We start from the raw sequence: 21141 nt of genomic DNA on the forward strand, positions 1-21141 counted from the left end.
GGCGAGGATAGACGGTCGCTCGATTCGCTCCATCTGAGACCGGCTGCGGTCAGCTGAGCCGGTGCAGCAGGTCGGAGTGCAGCCTGCCGTTGCTGGCCACGGCGCTGCCGCCGGCCGGGCCAGCCCGGCCGGTCAGATCGGTGAAGGTGCCACCCGCCTCGGTGACGATGGGAATCAACGCTGCCAGGTCCCACAGCGACAGCTCCGGTTCGACCATCGCGTCCACCGCGCCCTCGGCGACCAGCATGTAGCCGTAGAAGTCTCCGTAGGCCCGGCTGCGCCACACCGACCGCATGATGTCCAGCATGGCCGGTAGTCGCCCGGACTCCTCCCAACTGGTCAGCGAGGAGTAGCAGAAGCTGGCGTCGGCGAGGCGGCGGATCCCGGAGACCCGGATCGCGGTCGCGGCGGCTGTGTGTCGTCCTGCGTACGCTCCGTGACCGACTGCGGCCCACCAGCGTCGGCCCAGCGCCGGTGCCGAGACCAGGCCGACCACCGGCTGATCCCCTTCCATCAGGGCGATCAGCGTGGCCCACACCGGTACGCCCCGGATGAAGTTCTTGGTGCCGTCGATCGGATCGATCACCCACTGCCGGTTGCCGGGTCCCGCCGCCGCGACCGACGCGCCGAACTCCTCGCCCAGCACCCCGTCGCGGGGTCTGGTCCGGGCCAGGGTGGCGCGTAGCGCCTTCTCCACGGCGGTGTCCGCGTCGGAGACCGGCGTGAGATCCGGCTTCGCTTCGACCCGCAGGTCGAGCGCCCGGAAACGGGCCATCGACATCGAGTCCGCGGTGTCGGCGAGCAGATGGGCTAGGGAGAGATCGTCGGCGTACCGGGCCATGGCGGGAAAGGTATCTGATTACTCACCGCAATGGTCGGATGTCCTACCGCGCAAGGTTCGGCCGGCTCACTCGCGGGTCGCGGTACGGCCCGTCTCGGTGTCCCCGGACCGCGAGTCCAGCAGCCGTCGGTACGACGCCAGCCGGCGCGGATCGGCGTTGCCGGCCGCCACCCAGCCGCCCAGCCGGCACCGGTCGGCGTCGCCGGTGTGCTCGCAGTTCGGCGGGCAATCGAGGCTCCCCTCGACCAGGTCGGCGAAGCCGTGCAGCAGGCTCTCGGCCGACACGTGGGCCAGCCCGAAACTGCGTACGCCGGGCGTGTCGACGATCCATCCGGGATCGCCGGCCGGGACGACCCGCGCGTCGGCCCGAGTACCCACATCGGCATCGTCGGCCGGCGTGTCGGCACCGTCGGGCGACACGCCGGAGTACGGCAGCCGCAGGGCGACCGCGCTGGACGAGGTGTGCCGTCCCCGGCCGATCGCGCTGACCGTGCCGACCGCTCGCAACGCCTCCGGCACGAGCCGGTTGACCAGCGTGCTCTTGCCGACCCCGGAGTGCCCGACCAGCACCGAGAGCCGACCGGCCAGGCGGCGCCGCAGGTCGGTCAGGTCACCGCCGGGTCGGCACAGCACGTACTCCAGGTCGAGGTCCCGGTAGTAGTCGACAACCGGCGCCGGGTCGGCCAGGTCTGCCTTGGTCAGGCAGAGCAGTGGGTCGATCCCGGCGTCGTATGCGGCGACCAGGCAACGGTCGATGAACCCGGTCCGGGGCGGCGGGTCGGCCAACGCGCTGACGATCACCAGTTGGTCGGCGTTGGCGACGACCACCCGTTCCAGCCGACCTTCCGGCGTGCTCTCGTCGTCGTCGGCGGTACGGCGCAGCACCGAGGCCCGTTCGTCGATCCGGACGATCCGGGCGAGACTGCCGGCGTCACCCGAGACGTCGCCCACCAGCGCGACCCGGTCGCCCACCACCACCGCGCGCCGGCCGAGTTCCCGGGCCCGCATCGCGGTCACCACTGGAGGCGGGCCGGCGACCGGCTGGGTGGCCGGCGGGCCGGTGAGCACGCAGCCGTAGCGGCCCCGGTCGACCGTGACCACGAAACCGTCGACCGCGTCGTCGTGCGCCGGGCGGGTGCGGGTACGCGGCCGGGACGACCGGCGGGGTCGTACCCGCACGTCGTCCTCGTCGTACTCCCTGCGCCTGCCGGCCAGGATCGGCTCCTTCCCGTCGCGGTCAGTTTCCTGCCGCCACCGCCGACCATAGTGCCGGAAATTCCGGCAGCGTCTTGGCCGTGCACGCGACGTCGGTCAACTCGACGCCCGGCACCGCCAGCCCGAGCACGGCGGCGGCGTGCGCCATCCGGTGGTCGTCGTAGGTGCGGAACACCGCGCCGTGCAGCGGTTCGGGGGCGATCTCCAGCCCGTCGGGCAGCTCGGTCACCGCGGCACCGAGCCCGGTCAACTCGGCGGCGAGCGCGGCCAGCCGGTCGGTCTCGTGTCCACGGATGTGGGCGACGCCGGTCAGCCGCGACGGCGCGTCGGCGAGTGCGGCGAGTGCGGCGATCACCGGGGTGAACTCGCTGACCTGGCGCAGGTCGACGGTGACGCCGTGCACCGTGCCGGTGCCCCGTACGGTCAGCCCGTCGGCGTCGACCGTGACCGAGCCGCCGAGCTGCTCGATCAGCTCGATCAGCAGGCCTACCGGCTGGGCGCTCTGCGCCGGCCAGTCGGCCAGCGTGACCGTGCCGCCGGTGACCAGCGCGGCGGCGAAGAAGGGCAGCGCGCCGGACAGGTCGGGCTCGATCGGCCAGTCCCGCCCGCGCAGTTCGCCCGGCTCGACCCGCCAGGTCTGTGGCACCGAGTCGTCCACCACCGCGCCGGCGGCGCGCAGCATTTCGACGGTCATCCGGATGTGCGGGGCGGACGGCAGCACCGCTCCGGTGTGCCGGACCAGCACCCCGCCGGTGAACCGGGGCGCGGCCAGCAGCAGCCCGGAGACGAACTGGCTGGACTTCGAGGCGTCGACGTCGACCTCGCCGCCGGCGACCTGCCCGGTGCCGTGCACGGTGATCGGCAGGCCGCTGGTCGGTGCGGCGTCGATGCGCAGCCCGAGGTGGCGCAGACCGTCGAGCAGCGGGCCGAGCGGGCGGGCCCGGGCCTGCGGGTCGCCGTCGAAGGTGACCGGGCCGTCGGCCAGCCCGGCCACCGCCGGAAGGAACCGCATGATGGTGCCGGCAAGGCCGACGTCGACGTGCGTCGGGCCATGCAGTGCGGCCGGGACGACCGGCCAGCGCTGCGCGGAGCCGGTGTCGATCCCGGTCCCCATCGCGGCCAGGCCGGCGGCCATCAGCGTGGTGTCCCGGGCCCGGAGCGGGCGGACGACGCCGCCGGGGGTGGTGCCGAGCGCACTCAGCACCAGGGCGCGGGCGGTCATCGACTTCGAGCCGGGCAGTCGGAGGGTGGACCGGACCGGACCGGCGGCGCGGGGTGCGGTCCACGGTTGGTGCAGCGGGACGCTGCTCAGTTCAGGCACCCGTACAGTGTGCCAACCCCGCCGGGCCGACCAACTAGCCTGGGCACCATGTGTGGGCGGTACGCGACCACGCGCAGCGCGGCGGATCTCTCCGCGTTGTTCGAGGCGCTGGACGACACGGGCGGCCCGCTGGCGGCCGACTACAACGCGGCACCCACCGATCCGGTGCCCATCGTGCGGTTGTCCCGGGGCGACCGGGCCGGCCAGCCGCAGCCGCGCGCCGATCCGGCGGCCGCCCGCCGGGTGGTGAGCGTTGCCCGGTGGGGCCTGGTACCGCCGTGGGCGGCCGACCCCCGGATCGGCGCGCGGATGATCAACGCGCGGTCGGAGACGGTCGCGACCAGTAGGGCGTTCGCGCCGTCGTTCGCCCGCCGTCGCTGCCTGGTGCCGGCCGACGGCTGGTACGAGTGGGTACGCCCGCCCGGTGCCCGGCGCGGCGGCGGGCAGCCGTACTTCATGACCCCGGTCGACAGCCGGGTACTGGCGTTCGCCGGTCTCTGGTCGGTATGGGGCCGGGCCGAGCCAATGATCACGAGCAGTGTGATTACCACTGCGGCGGTCGGGCCGTTCGCCGAGGTTCATGATCGAATGCCGCTGTTGCTGCCGGAGGACCGCTGGGCCGAATGGCTCGATCCGGACGTGGACGGCACCGCCCTGTTGGCTGCGCCGGATGACAATTACCTGGACCTCATCGAGATTCGGCCGGTGGGCACAGCGGTCGGCAACGTCCGCAACAACGGCGCTGAACTGGTGCAACGGGTCGCTCCGGGGGGCGGGTCGGGGCCGGCTGGTCCGACGGCGCAGCCGGAGCTCTTCTGACCCTGCGGATGGTACCGCTCCCACACGCGGCGGCGACACCAGGGTCCCGCGTTCGGTGATCGGCCGACTACGCAGGTGGAGGTTTGCCAGTGTTGGGACCGAATCGCCAGACGTATTTTCCCCAGAATCGATGCAGGCCCTTGTCTGCGCCTGCCGAAGTGCGATAGAAACCAGCGCCGAGAGTGGATTCCGATTCGCCGCAGATGAACGATGTTGATCAATGTCTAAGTTCCCACGGGGGAGGTGGGTAATGACACGGGCGCGAATGCCCCGTCCACACGAGGTCGCTGCCGCGCGCCGCGACCCCAGGCTGCTCACAGCGATGGCGGAACGCCGCCTCGACGAGGCCTGGCGGACTCATGGGGTCTGTCAGAGCGTCGACCCGGAGACGTTCTTTCCCGCGCCGAGCGAACCGGCCGACGCGGCAGTCGCGCTCTGCCGTACCTGTCCGGTCCAGGGGCCGTGCCTGGCCTGGGCGCTCGACGCCGGGGACAGCCACGGCGTCTGGGGGGCGACGACCCCACGGGAACGCCGGGCGATGCAGGTGGCCTGGCGGGACTCCGGTGGTCCGGATCCCGGTCCGGTCGACGAAGCCGGCCCACCGGTCCGCGACCGGTTGCTCACCCTGGTGCCGCTGAGCTGATTGGGGCGTTGCCAGGCGGGTACGCCCGGCGACCACGGCACAATGGTCCGGTGAAGCGAAGCCACCCGGACCAGCCGGAGGCGGTGGACCCGGGCGGGCCGGTGGGCCGGGGCGAGCCGGCCGACCCGGGCGCAACCGTGGGCCCGAGCGTCGACCGGCGGTCGGTGCCGACGCCGCGCGGGACCGCCTGGGTCGACCTGACGGTCCCGCCGGTGCCCCCGGCTGGTCTGCTGGTGCTCGGGCACGGTGCCGGCGGCGACGTGACCGCCGCCGACCTGTCCGCAGTGCGCTCAGCGGCGTCCCGGGCAGCGGTTGCGGTGGCCCTGGTGACCCAGCCGTACCGGGTCGCCGGTCGGCGGGCTCCCGCGCCGGCCCACCACCTGGACGAGGCCTGGCGTGCCGTGGTCACCGAGGTGGTCGCCGGGCTCACCCCCGCGCCACCGCTGATCGTCGGCGGACGGTCCAGCGGGGCGCGGGTGGCCTGTCGTACGGCTGCGGCGGTGCACGCCGACGCGGTCGTCGCCCTCGCCTTCCCGCTGCATCCGCCCGGTCGTCCGGAGCGGACCCGGGCGGACGAGCTCGACACCGGTCGGCCGACCCTGGTGGTGAACGGCGACCGCGACCCGTTCGGGGTGCCGGACCCGGCGGCTGGCCGAGACGTGGTGGTCCGGCCGGGTGAACGGCACGATCTGCGGGTCGACCCGGCCGGCACGGCCGACGTGGTGGTCGACTGGCTGGTCCGGCACGGCTGGGCGGGCCGGTGACCGCACGGCCGGGCCGTGTCCGGTGCCCGGTACCCGTCGTTGCATCGGGTGTCCGCGACGCCGAGCCGGCGTCCGGAGCGCCGCGGTGGCGACACCGCCGCGGGAACTCCCAGGCCCTTCCCGGTTCCGGAGCCCGTCACCGGGTTCCGGGGCCGGGACGGGTTGGAATGCGCTACCACCCGGCCCGCGTTACTACCCCGGGAGCTAAGTCTCGATGAAGGGGTGGAGAACCGGTGCGCATCCACATACGCGGCGCGACGCAGCCCGCGGGCCAGCCCGACGGTGGCCGTCGACTGCGGGACGCCTTCGAATGGTCACCCGAATTTCGGACCCTGGAAGGGCTTGCCGCGCCGGGGCCGTCCCGACCCCTCGGACCGGTCCGGCCGGCGTCAGCCGCGCGGCGGGTCGGTGAGCCCGCCCCGCGTTGGACGGGTCAGCCTGCCACACAACCGGTGAGTACGGGCACACCTGGTCGAACCGCGACGGCCGGCCAGCCTTTGCGCGTATCCTCGGCGGGACAGTCGAGGGGGGACGAGCGGTTGACCCGATCAGAGCGGACAGACGAGCGGCGCGCGCGGTTCGAGCGTGACGCGTTACCCTTCGTCGATCAGTTGTACGCGGCCGGGCTGCGGATGACCCGCAACCCGGCCGACGCCGAGGACCTGGTGCAGGAGACGTACCTGAAGGCGTTCTCCGCCTTCCACCAGTTCGAGGAGGGCACCAACCTCAAGGCCTGGCTCTACCGCATCCTGACGAACACGTACATCAACTCCTACCGTCGGCGGCAGCGCCAGCCGGTGCAGGCGCCGACTGAGGAGATCACCGACTGGCAGCTCGCCGCCGCCGAGTCGCACACCTCCAGCGGACTGAAATCGGCCGAGACCGAGGCGCTGGAGCGGTTGCCGGACAGCGACATCAAGCAGGCCCTGCAGCAACTGCCGGAGGATTTCCGGCTCGCCGTCTACCTTGCCGACGTCGAAGGCTTCTCCTACAAGGAGATCGCGGACATCATGGGGACTCCGATCGGGACGGTCATGTCCCGGTTGCACCGCGGGCGGCGCAATCTGCGCGGGATGCTGGAGCGCTACGCCACCGATCGCGGCCTCAACCGGGTCCGCTCGACCAAGCCCGCCGCGGCCGGCCAGGAGGTGTGACGATCGTGCAAGGCGGTGACTCGTTCGACCAGGACTGCCGTCAGGTACTCGCCGAGGTCTACCTCTACCTGGACCTGGAGTGTGCCGAGGAGCGGCGGGAACTCATCCGGCACCATCTCGACGAGTGCTCCCCGTGCCTGCGGGAGTACGGCATCGAGCAGGAGGTCAAGGCGCTCGTCGCGCGTTGCTGTGGCAACGAGACGGCACCGGCCGAGCTGCGGGACCGGCTGCGCGCCAAGCTCAGCGAGTTCGTCTTCGACGCGGACTCGCGGGAGTACCTGCCGGACTGACCCTGCTGCGGGCCGCCGGCCGGGTGGCCCGACCGGCGACCCACGGCATCAGGAGTTGGGGCGCTTGCCGTGGTTGGCGGCGCTCTTCTTACGTGCCTTCTTCTTACGGGCCTTCTTGGCCATCTGTCCTCCCGTCGGACGGTGTCTCCCGTAGACCGGGAGCTGACCCGTTGATGCTAGGCGGGTCCGACGAGCGGCATGCGCGACGGGCACGTCATCGGATACCTTTCGGATGTCGCGCAACCGGCACATGCGGGACGGGCCGGTGGTTACGGGACGGGCCGGCCGATGGGCCGGCGCGAGGGACGGGGCCGCCCGGCGAGCCGGGCGTACGGAGGAGGGCCGGCCGATGGCCGAAGAGATCCGGGCCGAGATGGTGGCCAACGTCTGGAAGGTGGTGGCCGCCGCCGGCGACACCGTTTCCGACGGCGACACCCTGGTGATACTGGAGTCGATGAAGATGGAGATCCCGGTGGTCGCCGAGTCCGACGGGGTGGTGCAGAAGCTCGCCGTCGACGAGGGCGACGTGGTCCAGGAAGGCGACCTGATCGCGGTCATCGAATAGGTTCTTGCGGACCGGTCGACGGGGGATCAGGCTCGGCCCAGCAGCCGACGGATCAGACCGGGCCGGCGCTGGCGCGGGACCCGCGCTGACCGGCCGGCGATCCGGCGTGCCGTGCTGGCGGTGTCCGGGTCCAGCTCCGGGGTCGCCAGGGCCAGGTGGGCCAACGACCAAAGGATCGGCACGGTTCGGTGCCCGGCGACCTCCACCGCGTCGGCGAGCCGCTCCGCCACCACCCGGGCCACGTCCGGGCGTACCGCCGGATCCACCCAGGCGGCGGTGACCAGGGCGAACAGCGCGGCCTCGGCGGCCCAGTCCTCGACACCCCAGGCCACGTCGACGAGCACCCGGCGCCGGGTCGAGTCGGGCCAGGGTTCGTCGGTGCGGTGGTGCAGCATGCCCAGGCAGGCCCACACCTGCACGCACCGCAGCCAGCCGGCCGGGTCGGTGCCGGCGGGATCCGCTGGCGGCGGTGGGTGCACCAGCAGGCCGAGCAGGTCGTCCGCGTCGAGGGTGGCCAGGATCACCGCGCTGTCGTACGCCGCCGGCGGGTGGTGCCAGACAGGCTGGGCGATCTGCCGGATCCGCTCGCACGCCTGCGGCGACGGGTGGTCCAGCGCCGGGTCGGCCTGCCAGCCGGCGTAGCGCCAGAGCTGCCGTACCGAAGTGCGGCGTGGCTGACGGGGATCCGGTGTCGGAGTCCGCTCCACGGTGACCGGTAGTCCGGGCAGGGCCGTGCCGAGCAGCCGCATCGCGCTGGGCGGCTCCGGCTGGCGCAGCGACAGCCGGCTCGGCACCAGGCCACGGGTGAGCGCCCGTTCGAGAGTGGCGACCACCGGACCACCGGCCGCCGGCAGCCGGGCCAGCCAGGGCCGGTCGTGACAGCACTCGGCCAGGTCGTGGTGTTCGTGCGAGTCGTCCGGGTGGTCCCGCTGGAAGTCCGCCAGGGCGATCAGGTGGCGCAGGTCACCGTCCCGCCGGTAGCGCAGCCGGTACGCGGTGTGCACCGCGCAGTCGAAGGTGGGGTTGCGGGCCAGCGCCCGCTCGATCCAGTCGATTGCCTCGTCGAGGCGCCCCACGTCGGCGAGGGTGCCGGCGATGTCGGCGTAGATGGACAGGTCGTCCGGGTCGTGGGCGCTCGCCCGGCGGAGGGCGGCGATCGCCGCGCCGGTGCGCCCGGCGCTGCGGTACGCGTACCCGAGCCACACCTCGGCCAGCTTGGACGGCTCGGCGCGGACCCCTTGGGTCGCCCAGTCCAGCGCGGTGGTGATCTCCCCGAGCCGGCGGGCCAGCGCCGAACTGGCGCCGAGCAGCAGGCCGTGGTCCGGGTGTGCGGCGGTGGCGTGCCCGGCGAGCCGCAGATACGGCAGTAGTGGCGGCCGGTCGGCGGTGGGGACCGGGTCGGGCACGCTGGCGCAGATCTGCATCAGCACGATGGCGATCTGGTCCGGGTCGAGCCGGGCCGGCAGGTCCTCGGCACCCACCCAGGGCACCCCGGCCCAGTCCACGGTCGGCGCGTGCCCGGTCGCGGCGGCCAGCAGTTCGAGCCCTTCGCCGGCCCGGCCGGCGGCGGCCAGCAGATGCGCCCGGGCCACCACGGCGCCGATGAAGACCTGCTCGTCCAGCGGGAACAGGTCGAGCCCGCCGCCGGTGCGCGTGGCCAGCCGGGTGAGCATCTCGTGCACCTCGGGCAGGGTCGGCGCGTGTGTGATCGCACCGGCGACGTGGTCGGCGGCGTGCCGGTAGTCACCCTCGTCGAGTGCCATCCGGGCCAGTGCCAGCTCGCCCTCGGCGGCCAGCCGCGGGTCGTGCAATCCCTCGGACACGTTCTTCCGATCCTCGTAGCCGATCGTCCCCCCTGGCTCCGGCAGCCTAGGGCACGAAGCGCCAAACGTCGTACCCCTGCGCATTGCTGCTCGCTTCATTGCGTAAGCCAGCCGAAAAGTGCAAGAATGATCACCGCTCGAGCTGAATCGCGCAGACAGGGAGGCGTCGTGACGCAGCGGAAGCCGGTGGCGGACCAGACCGGGACGGCTGACCGGGCAGCTGACGGGGCAGGTGCCGCCCGCCCCGGCGCCGGGATGGCCGCTGACATCGCCGAACAGCCGGCCGGCTACGCCCGGCTGCTGCAGCCGGCGTACGCCGAGCCGATCGCCGAGGTGGCGGCGGCGATCGCCGGCCGCCGCCCACGCCACGTGGTGTTCACCGCCCGGGGCACCTCCGACCACGCCGCGCTGTACGCCGCGTACCTGAGCGAAATCAGGCTCGGGCTGCCCGCCGGGCTGGCCTCACCGAGCGCCGTGACCCTCTTCGGCGCCCGCCCCGACCTGCGGGACGCGCTCGTCGTCGGGGTCAGCCAGAGCGGCGGCTCACCGGACCTCGCCGAGGTGCTGGCGGTGGCCCGGGAGCAGGGCGCGCTGACCGTGGCGGTGACCAACACCCCCGAATCGCCGCTGGCCGCCGCCGCCGAGCTCACTGTCGACATCGCCGCCGGCCACGAGCGGGCGGTCGCCGCCACCAAGACGTACACCGCCGAGCTGCTCGCCCTGCTGATGCTGGTCGAGGGGATTCGGGCCGGCGACGGGGTGCTGCCGCCCGACCAGCGGGCTGCCCTCGACGCCCTGCCCGCGCTCGCCGACCGGGTGCTGGCCGATCCCACTGCCGCCGAGCTGGCCCCGCGCTACCGGTTCGCCGCCCGGCTGGTCACCACCGGGCGCGGGTACGGCTACCCGACCGCGCGGGAGACCGCCCTGAAACTGATGGAGACGTCGTACCTGCCGGCGCTCGCCTTCTCCGGAGCCGACCTGCTGCACGGCCCGCTGGCGATGACCGACCCCGACGTGCCGGTGCTCGCCGTGGTCGGCTCCGGGCCCGGCGGCACCGCCATGCGCGACGTGCTGCGCCGGCTCGGTGAGCGGCGGGCCGACGTACTCGCCATCGGGGCCGGGGCCGGCGCCATCGGGACCGGCCCGACCGGTCCGGCTGCGGTGACCGGTCCGGCCGCGGTGATCGGGGTGCCCGACGTCGACGAGCGGTACGCGCCGCTGCTGGACATCCTGCCCGCGCAGCAGCTGGCCCTGGCCCTCGCGCTGGCCCGGGGCGAGGACCCGGACGCGCCCCGTGGGCTGGCCAAGGTCACCTCCACCCGGTGACGGCTGTGCCCGCCCCGCCGCCGCATGGCAGGCTACGAGGGTGTCCACGCTGCGTGATCTCGTCGAGGAGCACACCTCCCTCGGGCCGGTCGACATCGACCACCTGCACCGGCTCGCCGGGGAGTGGCAGCTGCTCTCCGACCTGTCCTTCGCCGACCTGCTGCTCTGGGTGCCGGTCGACGCCGACAGCTCGTTCCTGTGCGTGGCCCAGGTCCGGCCCACCACGGCGCCGACCGCGTACCAGGACGACCAGGTCGGGCGGACGGTGGACGGCCCGGAGGTGGCGCACCTGACCATCGCGTACGACCAGGGTCGGATCTGGCGCGAGGGCGACCCCGTCTGGTACGGCAACACGCCGGCCCGGCACGAGGCGATGCCGGTCCGGATGCGCCCGACCGTCGGGGAGACCGGGCGGGTGATCGCGGTGGTCGGCCGGGACACCAACCTGTCCACCGCCCGCACCCCCAGCCAGCTCGAACTGAACTACCTGACCACCGCCGACGACCTCGCCCAGATGGTCGCCGACGGCACCTTCCCGCCAGCCCGGCACCCGGGCGAGACCACCTCGGCGCCCCGGGTCGGTGACGGGCTGATCCGGCTGGACGCCAGCGGCAAGACCACGTACGCCAGCCCGAACGCCCAGTCGGCGTTTCGCCGGCTCGGCTTCTCCGCACACCTGGTGGGTGAGGACCTCGCCGCGCTGTGCCACCGGCTCGCCGACGACCCGCTGGAGGGCACCGACGCAGCCAACCGGATCCTGGCCGCGCTGCGCGGCGAGGCGCCGGCCCGCAAGGAGATCGAGGCCCGTGGCGCCACCATGCTCACCCGGGCGCTGCCGTTGATGCCGGCCGGTGTGCCGATCGGTGCGTTGGTGCTGGTCCGCGACATCACCGAGGTACGTCGTCGGGACCGAGCGCTGATCACCAAGGACGCCACCATCCGGGAGATCCACCACCGGGTGAAGAACAACCTGCAGACGGTGGCGGCGCTGCTGCGGCTGCAGGCACGTCGGGTGGAGCAGCCGGCGGCGCGGGCGGCTCTGGAGGAGTCGGTACGCCGGGTCGCGTCGATCGCCCTGGTGCACGAGACCCTCGCCATGTCCAGCGACGAGGCGGTCGAGTTCGACGGCATCCTGGACCGGGTGGCCAGCGCCGCCACCGAAGTGGCCGCCACCGAGGTCGAGGTGGTCATGCGCAGGGAGGGCACGTTCGGCGTACTGCCGGCGGAGATCGCCACCTCGCTGGTGATGGTGCTCAACGAGCTGCTGCTCAACGCGGTCGAGCACGGCTTCCCGCCGGCCGGCGAGGGCGGCGGAGCGTCGCAGCCGGCCGCCGAGGTGGTGGTGACGGTGCACCGGTTCCGCAAGCAGTTGCACGTGACGGTGGTCGACAACGGCCAGGGACTGCCGGCGGAGTTCGACGCGACCGCGGGCGGCCGGCTCGGCCTGCAGATCGTGCGGGCCCTGGCCACCGGCGAGCTGCGCGGCACCATCGAGCTGCGCAACCGGGCGGGCGGCGGCACCGAGGCGGTGCTGGTGGTCCCGCTGGCCCGCAGGTGACTCCCTGACCCCGCCGGCCGCAGGTGAGCCGGCCCACAGCCCGCCCGTCATGTGGGACGTCGGCTACGGTGCGCTGGTCTGACCGGTACGGATGTGGCAACATTCGTGCCATGACCGCTGCCGTTGAGCGCCGCTTCGTGGCCCGCCGCCACGTCGATTACGGTCGCGTCCGCAGCGCCATCTGTCCGGCTAACTGAGGCACGCCCGACCTTTTTGTGTTCCGGGCGGCATTCCGCGCCGGCCTTCCTTCTGGCCCCGTCGTCGATGACGGCGCAGGTGCCCGTGCCGCCCACCGAGATCGACCCGCAGACACGGAGGACGCCGCGATGGCGCGCAGCAGCACCCCGACCCGACCCGGCCGCCGGCGTGGCGAGGGACAGTGGGCGCTCGGGCACCGCGAGCCGCTCAACCCCAACGAGCGGACCAAGAAGGACGACGATCCGCTCAACGTCCGGGCCCGGATCGAGAACATCTACGCCCACCGGGGCTTCGCCTCGATCGACCCGGCCGACCTGCGCGGCCGGTTCCGCTGGTGGGGCCTGTACACCCAGCGCAAGGCGGGCATCGACGGCGGGCGCACCGCCGTGCTGGAGCCGCACGAGCTGGAGGACGAGTACTTCATGCTCCGGGTGCGCATCGACGGCGGCCAGCTGAACCTGGCCCAGTTGCGCACCATCGCCGACATTTCGCAGCGGTACGCCCGGGGCACCGCCGACGTCACCGACCGGCAGAACATCCAGCTGCACTGGATCAGGGTCGAGGACATGCCGGCGATCTGGAAGGCCCTGGAGGACGTCGGGCTGGAGACCACCGAGGCGTGCGGCGACTGCCCCCGGATCGTGCTCGGCAGCCCGGTCGCCGGCGTCGCCGCCGCCGAGAAGATCGACCCCACCCCGGCGATCGACGAGATCGTCCGCCGGTACGTGGGCAGCAAGGAGTTCTCCAACCTGCCCCGCAAGTTCAAGTCCTCGATCTCCTGGCTGGCCGACACACCGTACGAGGTCAACGACATCTCGTTCGTCGGCGTCGACCACCCCGACCACGGCCCTGGGTTCGACCTGTGGGTCGGCGGTGGGCTGTCCACCAACCCGATGATCGCCCAGCGGCTCGGCGTCTGGGTGCCGCTGGCCGAGGTGCCCGACGTGTGGGCCGGCGTGGTCGGCATCTTCCGCGACTACGGCTACCGCCGGCTGCGGCACCGCGCCCGGCTGAAGTTCCTGGTCGCCGACTGGGGCACCGAGAAGTTCCGCGAGGTACTGGAAAAGGAGTACCTCGGCCGGACCCTGCTGGACGGGCCGGCTCCGGAGCTGCCGGCCAAGCCGCTGGACCACATCGGGGTGCACCCCCAGGCCGACGGCCGCCGCTACGTCGGAGTCGCCCCGGTGGTCGGGCGGGTCTCCGGCGGCCAGCTCGCCGCCCTGGCCGACCTGGCCGCCGAGCACGGCTCGGACCGGGTACGGCTCACCCCGTACCAGAAACTGCTGGTGCTCGACATCGCGCCGGACCGGGTCGAGTCGCTGGTCACCGGGATGCGCACGATCGGCCTGGAGGCCCGGCCGTCCACCTGGCGGCGCGGCACGATGGCCTGCACCGGGATCGAGTTCTGCAAGCTGGCCATCGTCGAGACCAAGCGGCGTGGCGAGGAGCTGGTGGCTCACCTGGAGCAGCGGCTGGCCTCGGCCGGTCTCGCTGAGGACGCCGACATCTCGATCCACATCAACGGCTGCCCGAACGCCTGCGCCCGTACCCAGGTTGCCGACATCGGGCTCAAGGGCCAGCTGGTCGTCGGGCCGGACGGCCAGCAGGTCGAGGGTTACCAGATCCATCTCGGCGGGGGCCTGGGCATGGCCCAGGGGCAGACCGCCGGCTTCGGGCGCAAGGTACGGGGTCTCAAGACCACCGCCGACGAGCTGCCCGAGTACGTCGAACGCGTGGTCCGCCGCTACCTGGCCGGTCGTACCGACGGCGAGCGGTTCGCCAGCTGGGTCGTCCGGGCCGATGAGGAGGAGTTGCGATGAACGAGCGAGGTGAGGTGCGGTGAGCACCGAGACACGCGCGGCACCGCTCTACTGCCCGTACTGCGGGGAGGAGAACCTCCGCCCGCACGCCGACGCGCACACCGCCTGGGAGTGCCACGACTGCGCCCGGGTCTTCACCGTCAAGTTCACCGGACTGCTGGCCCGCAAGGGGGTGTCCCGATGAGCCCGGTGCTCGCCGCCGACCTGAACCTGATCCGGCTCGGCCCGGCCGCCGACCAGCAGCCGACCCGACGCAGCCCGGCCGAGCTGCAGGCCCTTGCCGACCGCGCCGGCCGGGAGCTGGAGGATGCCCCGGCCGAGGAGATCGCCCGGTGGGCGGTGCGGACCTTCGGTGACCGGTTCTGCGTGACCAGTTCGATGGCGGACGGGGTGCTGGCGCATCTGGTCTCCCGGGTGGCACCCGGCGTCGACGTGGTGTTCCTCGACACCGGGCTGCATTTTCCGGAGACGCTGCGGGTCCGTGACCAGGTGGCCGCGACCATGCCGGTGAACCTGCGGTCGATCCGGCCCCGGATGACCGTCGGCCAGCAGGACGGCGAGTTCGGTCCCCGGCTGTTCAACCGGTCACCGGACGAGTGCTGCGCGCTGCGCAAGGTCGAGCCGCTGGAGCGGGCGCTCGGCGACTACGACGCCTGGGCCGCCGGGCTGCGCCGTGACGAGTCGCCTACCAGGGCGAACACCCCGGTGGTCGGGTTCGACGCCCGACGCGGCCGGGTCAAGGTGAATCCGATCGCGGCGTGGACCCAGGCGGATGTGGACGCCTACGTGTCCCGGTGGAACATCCCGGTCAACGAGCTGTTCAAGCAGGGGTACACCTCGATCGGCTGCTGGCCGTGCACCCGGCGTACCACCGCCGGCGAGGACCCGCGGGCCGGCCGCTGGGCGATGTTCGAGAAGACCGAGTGCGGCCTGCACGGATGACCGGGCCGATCGTGCTGGTGGCGCACGGCAGCCGGGACCTGCAGGCGGCGACGGCAACGCGGGCGCTGGTCCGGGCGGTCGCTGCGGCCCGGCCGGGGGTCGACGTCCGGGCCGCGTACCTGGACCACGCCGGACCGCGTCCCGGGGCGGTGCTGGCCGACCTGCAGACTGCCGGCTATCCGGGGGCGACGGTGGTGCCGCTGCTGCTGACCGAGGCGTTCCACGGCCGGGTGGACATTCCCGAGGTGGTGCGGGCTGCGTACCGCGACGGGCTGCGGATGCCGGTGACGACGACCCGGGTGCTCGGCCCGTCGGTCGGTTCCGACGCGGTGGACCCGCTGTTGACTGCCGGGCTGCGGCGGCGACTCGCCGAGGCCGGCACCGGCTGGGACGCCGTGGTGCTGGCCGCCGCCGGCACCCGGTCGGCTCCAGCCCGGGAGACGGTGGCGGTGGCCGCGACGGCGTTCGGCACCGAGGTCGGGGTGCCGTGTGTCGAAGGCTTCGCCTCGGCGGCACCGCCGACTGCGGGGGCGGCGGTCGAGACCCTGCGTGCGGCGGGTGCCCGGCGCGTCGCGGTGGCCGCGTACTTCCTGGCACCCGGCCTGCTCTATGACACGGCGATGGCGTCGGCCCGGCAGGCTGGCGCGGTCTGTGCGGCGGCACCGCTGGCCGGCGCACCGGAGCTGGCCCGGCTGGTGCTGCGGCGGGTCGACTGGGCGGCCGCGCCGGTGCCGGTCTGAGTGGGTGCCGCGTACCGTGGCGGTTGCCGGCTCGGAGCCGCCGGGGTGCCAGGTACGACGGCGCCCCGGAGACAGCTCCGGGGCGCCGTACGGACGTCGCTTGGTGGTGGTCGGGTGGGTCAGGCAGTTTGAGCGCGCAGGACGCGCAGTCCGCCGCGACGCTTGACGGCGCGCCGCTCCTCTTCGCTCATCCCGCCCCAGACGCCAGCGTCCTGTCCGGACTCCAGCGCCCACTGCAGGCACTGGTCGGTCACGGAGCAGCGCCGGCAGACAGCCTTGGCCTGCTCGACCTGCAGGATCGCGGGGCCGGACGTCCCGATCGGGAAGAACAGCTCCGGGTCCTCGTCGCGGCAGACAGCATGGTGACGCCAGTCCATGGCGGCAACACTCCTCATTCTGGATCGGTGGCGGTAAATGCTCCGGTCTTTCTTTATGCGCCCGCGCAGTCGGCCACAACGGATTGCATCCGTCGGATCGGCAGCGCGTGAGCAGGCGTAAGCCTGTGGAACGTTGCTCCTAGCTGCCGCGTGGCGAGCGCATCCAGGCAACGTCCCGGGTGAATCGGTCCGCTTGTGAATACTTTCACGAACCCCTGCGATGTCAAGAGCAGCGCTCAGAAAAAGTCCAATCGGGTGAGCAACGTCACGACCCATTTGTCCGTTTTCTGACGCTCACCGACACCCGGAGTGCGACAGTCAAGAATCAATGTAGTACGTTCCGCGCCGCAGTGCAGGCATTTCGGCCACGTGTCTTCCGTGCCTCTGGTCACGCTCCGCAGTCGAAGCTCTGTTACGGAGAGTGTCAGAAGACTACTCGCAAGGCCTCTCGGACCGCCGCGAAACGGACTTTGAGCCGCTCTCCGAGATAATCTCCGTCGAGTTGGAAGGCCTGCGGCTGTGTTGCGGATAGCGTAAATTCGGACAAATCGTGCAGTCGGACGAGTTGGCGGCCGCGCGGATCCGGTCGGCTGGCGGCGACCTGGGCCAAAGTGCGGGTGGTGCTCGGCACATGCAATTGGCGAAGCGCCATCACGTCCAGGCCGAGATCGAAGGACGCCTCCGGATTCGGATTGATCGCCCGCTCACCGATGAAGGTCCACGGCGCGGTGTTCTGCACCACGACGGTGGCGAGTTCCGTCGCCACCGGCTCACCGGCCCGCTCCAACCGGATCGCCGGATGCCGCCGGTCCATTCCGATGAAGAACTCGCTGACCATCGACCGCAGGTAGAGGCCGACGGTGGACCGGCGCCCGCGCAGTCGGGCCCGCTCGACCTGCCGGATCACCGCCGCGTCCAACCCCAGCCCGGCGCAGAAGGTGAAGTACCGGCCGTCGGCGCGGCCCAGCCCGACGGTACGGAACCGCCCGGTCCGCAGACCCTCCAGCAGTACGCTCGTCGCCTCCGGCCACTGCGGCGGCAGCCCCACCGCGCGGGCGAAGACGTTCGTCGAGCCGAGCGGCACCACCGCCAGCGCCGGCAGCCGGTCCGCTGCCGCACCCGGCAGCGTCTCCATCGCCGGAGTGGACGTCATCAGGCCGTTGACGGCCTCGTTCACGGTGCCGTCGCCGCCCAGCGTGACCACCACGTCGAAGCCGTCCTCAGCGGCCGCCCTGGCCAGTGCGACGGCATGCCCGCGCCGGTGGGTGGACGCCACCGACAGGTCGACTTCGCTGCGCAACGCCCGGACGATCACGTCCCGGGTGCGCTCGCTGGTGGTGGTGGCCTTCGGATTGACCACCAAGAGGGCCCGCATGGGCGGCACTTTATCGCGAGCCGGCGCGGGTATCGTGACGCCGTGACCATCGACGCACAGCCCACTCCGGTGACGTTGCGGTGGGCTGTGCGGTTGCTGGCCGGAGAAGCCGTGGCCGTCGGGCTGGTCGCCGGCTACCTCGCGTACCAGGATTTCACCAGCACCGCGACCGATCTCGCCTCGGCGCTGATCGTCACCGGGTTCGCCGTCGGAGGTGCGGCGCTGCTCGCGGTGCTGGCCCGTGCGGTGGCCCGCCGCCGTAGCGCGGCCCGGGCACCGGCGATCGTCGCGCAGTTGATGCTGCTACCGGTCGGCTACTACATGATCGTCGGCGGCCTGGTCTGGCTCGGCGTACCGCTGATCGCCCTCGGTCTGTCGGTGACGGTGCTGCTGGTGGCCCCGCCGACGACCCGAGCCTTTGGGCTGGAGTGACCGACCGGCTGCCGGTCGGGGTGGGCCCACCGGTCGGTCAGTGCTGGCCGAACCGGCGGGTGAGCAGCCTGATGCTGGCCTGGCCGCTGCTGGCGGTCGCCGACGCCGACGTGGTCAGCGCCCGGAGCACCTTCCAGGCGAAGGAGGAGTCCGGTGGCAGTCGGGCACCGCGTACCGTCGCGACGGCGACCTCGACGGTCAGCGCGTCGTCGGTCACCGAGAACCGGCACTGCAGGTCCGCGTTGCGGGCGGCGACGGCGAGCAGCATGGCGCAGGCCTCGTCGACCGCGATCCGTAGATCCTCGATCTCGTCCAGCGCGAAGTGCAGGCGTGCGGCCAGCCCGGCCGTCGCGGTACGCAGCACGCTCAGGTAGCCGCCGTCGGCAGGCACGGTGAGCAGCACCACGTCATCGTCGACGGTCGGCTCGGATTGTGTGACCAGCGAACTCATCCCGGATACCCCCGCGTGGACTCTACCGGTTGACGTCTATCCCTGCGGTGTCATCCGGAGTGATTCGTTGTCCGACCGAGCCGGGCGGGTGGTGTGCGGCAGCTGACACCTGCCACGGCCGTGGCAGGGCGACCTGCGCCCGGCGGCCCCGGCCGGCCGGTGCGCGTCGCGCACCGGCCGGACCGACGGATCACGCCTGCTTGGTCTCCCAGAAGATCTTCGCAATCTCGTCGATCTTGACCAGCAGCTCGTCCGCCTTGGCCGGGTCGACCGACGCCTTGGTCCCGCCGCCGCCACCGGCGAGCTTGGTCGCCTCGTTGAACAGCTGGTGCAGCTGCGGGTACTTCTCGAAGTGCGGCGCCTTGAAGTAGTCGGTCCAGAGCACCCACAGGTGGTGCTTGACCAGCTCGGAGCGTTGCTCCTTGATGATCAGCGCCCGGGTGCGGAACTCCGGGTCGGTGTTCGCCTGGTACTTCTCCGCGATCGCCTTGATGGATTCGGCCTCGATCCGGGCCTGCGCCGGGTCGTAGACGCCACAGGGCAGGTCGCAGTGGGCGCTGACCACCGTGCGCGGAGTAAACATGCGTAGAAGTCGCATCAGGACCCTCCGTGTGTTGGCCGGCGGCACGATCGCCGGCACGCGTAAGCTGGAGGATGATCCTCCCTGCCGACCCTATCGCGCATCGGCCTCGCTGACCGGGTGGGAGGTGCAAGTGCTTTCGCCGCTGTTCGCCGTGCTCGTGCACGGCCCGTCTATGGCACCCACCTTGCGGCACGGCGACGCGTTGCTGGTCCGCCGGGGCGGGCGGTCGGTCCGCCCCGGGGACGTGGTGGTCGCCACCTTCCGGTCCCGTCCCGGACTGCTGGTGGTCAAACGAGTGGTACGGGCCGAGTCCGGCGGCTGGTGGCTGCGCGGGGACAACGATCTGGTCACCGACGACTCCCGCGCCTTCGGGGTGGCCGACGTGCGTGGCCGGGTGCTGTGCCGCTACTGGCCACGGCCGCGCCGGGTAAGCCCGGGTCACCGACTGCGGTGAACCACTTCGCAGGAAACCGCGCTGTGTGACACTATGCTCGACACGGAATCCGGGTGACCCCCGCAGCGCCTCGCCGGTCAACGCTGACCTCGCGCCGAGCCGGCGGCGATCTATCACGCTCAACGGCTCTGGAGTCACCATGTCTACTGTGGCAATCTCTGACCCGGTCTTCGACCTGCATCGGGGCGGCAAGATGGCGATCACGCCCACCGTCGCGCTGGCCGACCGGGACGACCTCTCACTCGCGTACACACCGGGGGTGGCCCGGGTGTGTGAGGCGATCGCGGCCGATCCGACCCTGGTCGACGACTACACCTGGGTGTCGCACACCGTCGCGGTGATCACCGACGGCACCGCGGTGCTCGGTCTCGGCGACATCGGCCCACGCGCCGCGATGCCCGTCATGGAGGGCAAGGCGGTTCTGTTCAAGCAGTTCGGCGACGTCGACGCGGTGCCGATCTGCCTGGACACCCGGGACATCGACGCGATCGTGGCGACCGTCACCGCACTGGCACCGTCGTTCGGCGGGATCAACCTGGAGGACATCAGCGCGCCACGCTGCTTCGAGATCGAGCGACGCCTCGACGAGGCGCTGCCGATCCCGGTCTTCCACGACGATCAGCACGGCACCGCGATCGTGGTGCTGGCGGCCCTGCGCAACGCGGTCGCCCTGCTGGACCGCAAGCTCGGCGACCTGCGGGTGGTGGTCAGCGGCGCCGGCGCGGCCGGCGTCGCGGTGACCCGGATGCTGATCGCCGGCGGCGTCGATCCCGCGAAGACCGTGGTCTGCGACTCGCGCGGCATCATCCACTCCGACCGGGCGGACCTCACCGGGGTCAAGGCCGAGCTGGCCGCGATGACCGCCGCGTGTGCCGGTGGCATCGCCGACGCGCTGGTCGGCGCCGACGTGCTGATCGGCCTCTCCGGCGGGCAGATCGACGAATCGGCGGTCGCCGGCATGGCACCCGGCGGGATCATCTTCGCGCTGGCCAACCCGACTCCGGAGGTCCACCCCGAGATCGCCCACCGGTACGCCGCCCTGGTGGCCACCGGCCGCAGCGACTTCCCCAACCAGATCAACAACGTGCTGGCGTTCCCCGGCGTGTTCCGGGGAGCCCTGGACGCCGGTGCCACCCGGGTCACCGAGGGGATGAAGGTTGCCGCCGCCGACGCGATCGCCGGCGTCGTCGCCGACCTGCTGCAACCGGAGGCGTTCGTGCCGTCGGCACTCGACCCCCGGGTCGCGCCGGCGGTCGCCGCAGCGGTCGCCGCCGCCGCCCGCCGCGACGGCGTCGCCCGTCGCTGACCCCGGGCACCGGCGTCGCCCGCCGTCGAAACCGGAACGGTCGTGCCCGGTGTTGACGGGGTTGACCAAGCGGATTGGACGAAGGACAGAATGGGTAGACGCCGAGTAGCCGGGTGGTGGTGTGTACAGGATCGGAGTAGAAGG

The 21141-nt window shown here is 72.3% G+C and carries 24 protein-coding genes; 15 read left to right on the top strand and 9 right to left on the bottom strand.

Annotated features, from left to right (window positions below; genetic code table 11):
* Nucleotides 1–49: 49 nt before the first annotated feature.
* The 3 genes from hisN to aroA form a co-directional block, all read right to left on the bottom strand.
* Nucleotides 50–841 carry a histidinol-phosphatase gene (gene hisN, locus ACXAHD_RS06580; RefSeq protein WP_281553487.1) on the bottom strand — a complete coding sequence of 264 codons (792 nt, stop codon included), beginning with the start codon at nucleotides 839–841 and terminating at the stop codon, nucleotides 50–52.
* A gap of 66 nt (nucleotides 842–907) precedes the next feature.
* On the bottom strand, nucleotides 908–2056 hold the full coding sequence (rsgA, locus tag ACXAHD_RS06585; protein ID WP_281555453.1) for a ribosome small subunit-dependent GTPase A: 1149 nt from the start codon (nucleotides 2054–2056) through the stop codon (nucleotides 908–910).
* Nucleotides 2057–2078: 22 nt separating this feature from the next.
* The gene (aroA, locus tag ACXAHD_RS06590) at nucleotides 2079–3377 is read right to left on the bottom strand and encodes a 3-phosphoshikimate 1-carboxyvinyltransferase (protein ID WP_281553488.1); all 1299 of its coding nucleotides are present in this window, start codon (nucleotides 3375–3377) and stop codon (nucleotides 2079–2081) included.
* Between the two features lie 48 nt (nucleotides 3378–3425).
* Here aroA and ACXAHD_RS06595 point away from each other — a divergent pair, with 48 nt between their 5' ends.
* From ACXAHD_RS06595 to rsrA, 5 genes are all read left to right on the top strand, one after another.
* Entirely contained in the window at nucleotides 3426–4196 is a 771-nt protein-coding gene (locus ACXAHD_RS06595; protein WP_281553489.1) for an SOS response-associated peptidase, read from the top strand.
* Nucleotides 4197–4446: 250 nt separating this feature from the next.
* Entirely contained in the window at nucleotides 4447–4839 is a 393-nt protein-coding gene (locus ACXAHD_RS06600) for a WhiB family transcriptional regulator (protein WP_281553490.1), read from the top strand.
* Between the two features lie 137 nt (nucleotides 4840–4976).
* Nucleotides 4977–5603, top strand: a complete 627-nt coding sequence (locus tag ACXAHD_RS06605; RefSeq protein WP_281555454.1) for an alpha/beta hydrolase family protein — start codon at nucleotides 4977–4979, stop codon at nucleotides 5601–5603.
* Between the two features lie 332 nt (nucleotides 5604–5935).
* Nucleotides 5936–6757: a sigma-70 family RNA polymerase sigma factor gene (locus ACXAHD_RS06610; RefSeq protein WP_348650132.1), complete on the top strand. Its 822-nt coding sequence runs from the start codon at nucleotides 5936–5938 to the stop codon at nucleotides 6755–6757.
* A 5-nt stretch (nucleotides 6758–6762) separates the two neighbouring features.
* On the top strand, nucleotides 6763–7047 hold the full coding sequence (gene rsrA, locus ACXAHD_RS06615) for a mycothiol system anti-sigma-R factor (protein WP_123607142.1): 285 nt from the start codon (nucleotides 6763–6765) through the stop codon (nucleotides 7045–7047).
* Between the two features lie 48 nt (nucleotides 7048–7095).
* On the opposite strand, the gene ACXAHD_RS06620 is transcribed toward rsrA, so the two are convergent.
* Entirely contained in the window at nucleotides 7096–7170 is a 75-nt protein-coding gene (locus ACXAHD_RS06620) for a 50S ribosomal protein bL37 (RefSeq protein ID WP_370461611.1), read from the bottom strand.
* A 226-nt stretch (nucleotides 7171–7396) separates the two neighbouring features.
* Here ACXAHD_RS06620 and ACXAHD_RS06625 point away from each other — a divergent pair, with 226 nt between their 5' ends.
* Nucleotides 7397–7612 (top strand): biotin/lipoyl-binding carrier protein, encoded by a 216-nt coding sequence (locus ACXAHD_RS06625; RefSeq protein WP_123605236.1) that lies wholly within the window; start codon nucleotides 7397–7399, stop codon nucleotides 7610–7612.
* A 26-nt stretch (nucleotides 7613–7638) separates the two neighbouring features.
* Here the strand turns inward: ACXAHD_RS06625 and ACXAHD_RS06630 are convergent, their stop codons facing one another.
* Nucleotides 7639–9375, bottom strand: coding sequence for a tetratricopeptide repeat protein (locus tag ACXAHD_RS06630; RefSeq protein ID WP_281555455.1), 1737 nt, complete (start codon nucleotides 9373–9375; stop codon nucleotides 7639–7641).
* 315 nt (nucleotides 9376–9690) lie between these two features.
* On the opposite strand from ACXAHD_RS06630, the gene ACXAHD_RS06635 reads away from it, so the two are divergent.
* The 6 genes from ACXAHD_RS06635 (at nucleotide 9691) to ACXAHD_RS06660 (ending at nucleotide 16019) form a co-directional block, all read left to right on the top strand.
* A complete protein-coding gene (locus tag ACXAHD_RS06635) occupies nucleotides 9691–10761 on the top strand; it encodes an SIS domain-containing protein (RefSeq protein WP_281567485.1) in 1071 nt (356 codons plus the stop codon).
* A gap of 40 nt (nucleotides 10762–10801) precedes the next feature.
* Entirely contained in the window at nucleotides 10802–12319 is a 1518-nt protein-coding gene (locus ACXAHD_RS06640) for a sensor histidine kinase (RefSeq protein ID WP_281553491.1), read from the top strand.
* Between the two features lie 326 nt (nucleotides 12320–12645).
* A complete protein-coding gene (locus tag ACXAHD_RS06645; RefSeq protein WP_281553492.1) occupies nucleotides 12646–14337 on the top strand; it encodes a nitrite/sulfite reductase in 1692 nt (563 codons plus the stop codon).
* Nucleotides 14338–14356: 19 nt separating this feature from the next.
* Nucleotides 14357–14521, top strand: a complete 165-nt coding sequence (locus tag ACXAHD_RS06650; protein WP_281553493.1) for a hypothetical protein — start codon at nucleotides 14357–14359, stop codon at nucleotides 14519–14521.
* A complete protein-coding gene (locus ACXAHD_RS06655) occupies nucleotides 14518–15279 on the top strand; it encodes a phosphoadenylyl-sulfate reductase (protein WP_281553494.1) in 762 nt (253 codons plus the stop codon). The genes ACXAHD_RS06650 and ACXAHD_RS06655 overlap by 4 nt, the downstream gene beginning before the upstream one ends.
* Nucleotides 15261–16019 carry a sirohydrochlorin chelatase gene (locus ACXAHD_RS06660; protein ID WP_281553495.1) on the top strand — a complete coding sequence of 253 codons (759 nt, stop codon included), beginning with the start codon at nucleotides 15261–15263 and terminating at the stop codon, nucleotides 16017–16019. Before ACXAHD_RS06655 ends, ACXAHD_RS06660 begins: the two co-directional genes overlap by 19 nt.
* 119 nt (nucleotides 16020–16138) lie before the next feature.
* Here the strand turns inward: ACXAHD_RS06660 and ACXAHD_RS06665 are convergent, their stop codons facing one another.
* Together ACXAHD_RS06665 and ACXAHD_RS06670 are read right to left on the bottom strand one after the other, a co-directional pair.
* Nucleotides 16139–16396, bottom strand: coding sequence for a WhiB family transcriptional regulator (locus ACXAHD_RS06665; RefSeq protein ID WP_123605230.1), 258 nt, complete (start codon nucleotides 16394–16396; stop codon nucleotides 16139–16141).
* A 424-nt stretch (nucleotides 16397–16820) separates the two neighbouring features.
* Nucleotides 16821–17771: a diacylglycerol/lipid kinase family protein gene (locus tag ACXAHD_RS06670; RefSeq protein WP_281553496.1), complete on the bottom strand. Its 951-nt coding sequence runs from the start codon at nucleotides 17769–17771 to the stop codon at nucleotides 16821–16823.
* A 42-nt stretch (nucleotides 17772–17813) separates the two neighbouring features.
* Between ACXAHD_RS06670 and ACXAHD_RS06675 the strand changes: the two genes are divergently transcribed.
* A complete protein-coding gene (locus ACXAHD_RS06675; protein ID WP_281553497.1) occupies nucleotides 17814–18203 on the top strand; it encodes a hypothetical protein in 390 nt (129 codons plus the stop codon).
* A 37-nt stretch (nucleotides 18204–18240) separates the two neighbouring features.
* Here ACXAHD_RS06675 and ACXAHD_RS06680 read toward each other — a convergent pair whose 3' ends face one another.
* Nucleotides 18241–18654, bottom strand: a complete 414-nt coding sequence (locus ACXAHD_RS06680; protein ID WP_281553498.1) for an ATP-binding protein — start codon at nucleotides 18652–18654, stop codon at nucleotides 18241–18243.
* Between the two features lie 190 nt (nucleotides 18655–18844).
* Nucleotides 18845–19252 (bottom strand): superoxide dismutase, Ni, encoded by a 408-nt coding sequence (sodN, locus tag ACXAHD_RS06685; RefSeq protein ID WP_281553499.1) that lies wholly within the window; start codon nucleotides 19250–19252, stop codon nucleotides 18845–18847.
* A 94-nt stretch (nucleotides 19253–19346) separates the two neighbouring features.
* Between sodN and ACXAHD_RS06690 the strand changes: the two genes are divergently transcribed.
* Nucleotides 19347–19691, top strand: a complete 345-nt coding sequence (locus ACXAHD_RS06690; RefSeq protein WP_475049193.1) for a S24/S26 family peptidase — start codon at nucleotides 19347–19349, stop codon at nucleotides 19689–19691.
* A gap of 139 nt (nucleotides 19692–19830) precedes the next feature.
* Nucleotides 19831–20997, top strand: coding sequence for an NAD(P)-dependent malic enzyme (locus ACXAHD_RS06695; protein WP_281553501.1), 1167 nt, complete (start codon nucleotides 19831–19833; stop codon nucleotides 20995–20997).
* Nucleotides 20998–21141 lie beyond the last annotated feature (144 nt).

The sequence above is a fragment of the Micromonospora sp. ABR4_055 genome (assembly GCF_056160425.1).

Excerpts from the sequence above, each read along its gene's own strand:
- ACXAHD_RS06635 (WP_281567485.1), top strand. The coding sequence starts at position 9,691 with ATGGCCGCTGACATCGCCGAACAGCCGGCCGGCTACGCCCGGCTGCTG.
- ACXAHD_RS06630 (WP_281555455.1), bottom strand. The coding sequence starts at position 9,375 with ATGGCACTCGACGAGGGTGACTACCGGCACGCCGCCGACCACGTCGCC.
- ACXAHD_RS06670 (WP_281553496.1), bottom strand. The coding sequence starts at position 17,771 with ATGCGGGCCCTCTTGGTGGTCAATCCGAAGGCCACCACCACCAGCGAG.
- sodN (WP_281553499.1), bottom strand. The coding sequence starts at position 19,252 with ATGCGACTTCTACGCATGTTTACTCCGCGCACGGTGGTCAGCGCCCAC.
- ACXAHD_RS06695 (WP_281553501.1), top strand. The coding sequence starts at position 19,831 with ATGTCTACTGTGGCAATCTCTGACCCGGTCTTCGACCTGCATCGGGGC.
- ACXAHD_RS06625 (WP_123605236.1), top strand. The coding sequence starts at position 7,397 with ATGGCCGAAGAGATCCGGGCCGAGATGGTGGCCAACGTCTGGAAGGTG.
- ACXAHD_RS06655 (WP_281553494.1), top strand. The coding sequence starts at position 14,518 with ATGAGCCCGGTGCTCGCCGCCGACCTGAACCTGATCCGGCTCGGCCCG.
- hisN (WP_281553487.1), bottom strand. The coding sequence starts at position 841 with ATGGCCCGGTACGCCGACGATCTCTCCCTAGCCCATCTGCTCGCCGAC.
- ACXAHD_RS06680 (WP_281553498.1), bottom strand. The coding sequence starts at position 18,654 with ATGAGTTCGCTGGTCACACAATCCGAGCCGACCGTCGACGATGACGTG.
- ACXAHD_RS06645 (WP_281553492.1), top strand. The coding sequence starts at position 12,646 with ATGGCGCGCAGCAGCACCCCGACCCGACCCGGCCGCCGGCGTGGCGAG.
- ACXAHD_RS06665 (WP_123605230.1), bottom strand. The coding sequence starts at position 16,396 with ATGGACTGGCGTCACCATGCTGTCTGCCGCGACGAGGACCCGGAGCTG.
- ACXAHD_RS06595 (WP_281553489.1), top strand. The coding sequence starts at position 3,426 with ATGTGTGGGCGGTACGCGACCACGCGCAGCGCGGCGGATCTCTCCGCG.
- ACXAHD_RS06600 (WP_281553490.1), top strand. The coding sequence starts at position 4,447 with ATGACACGGGCGCGAATGCCCCGTCCACACGAGGTCGCTGCCGCGCGC.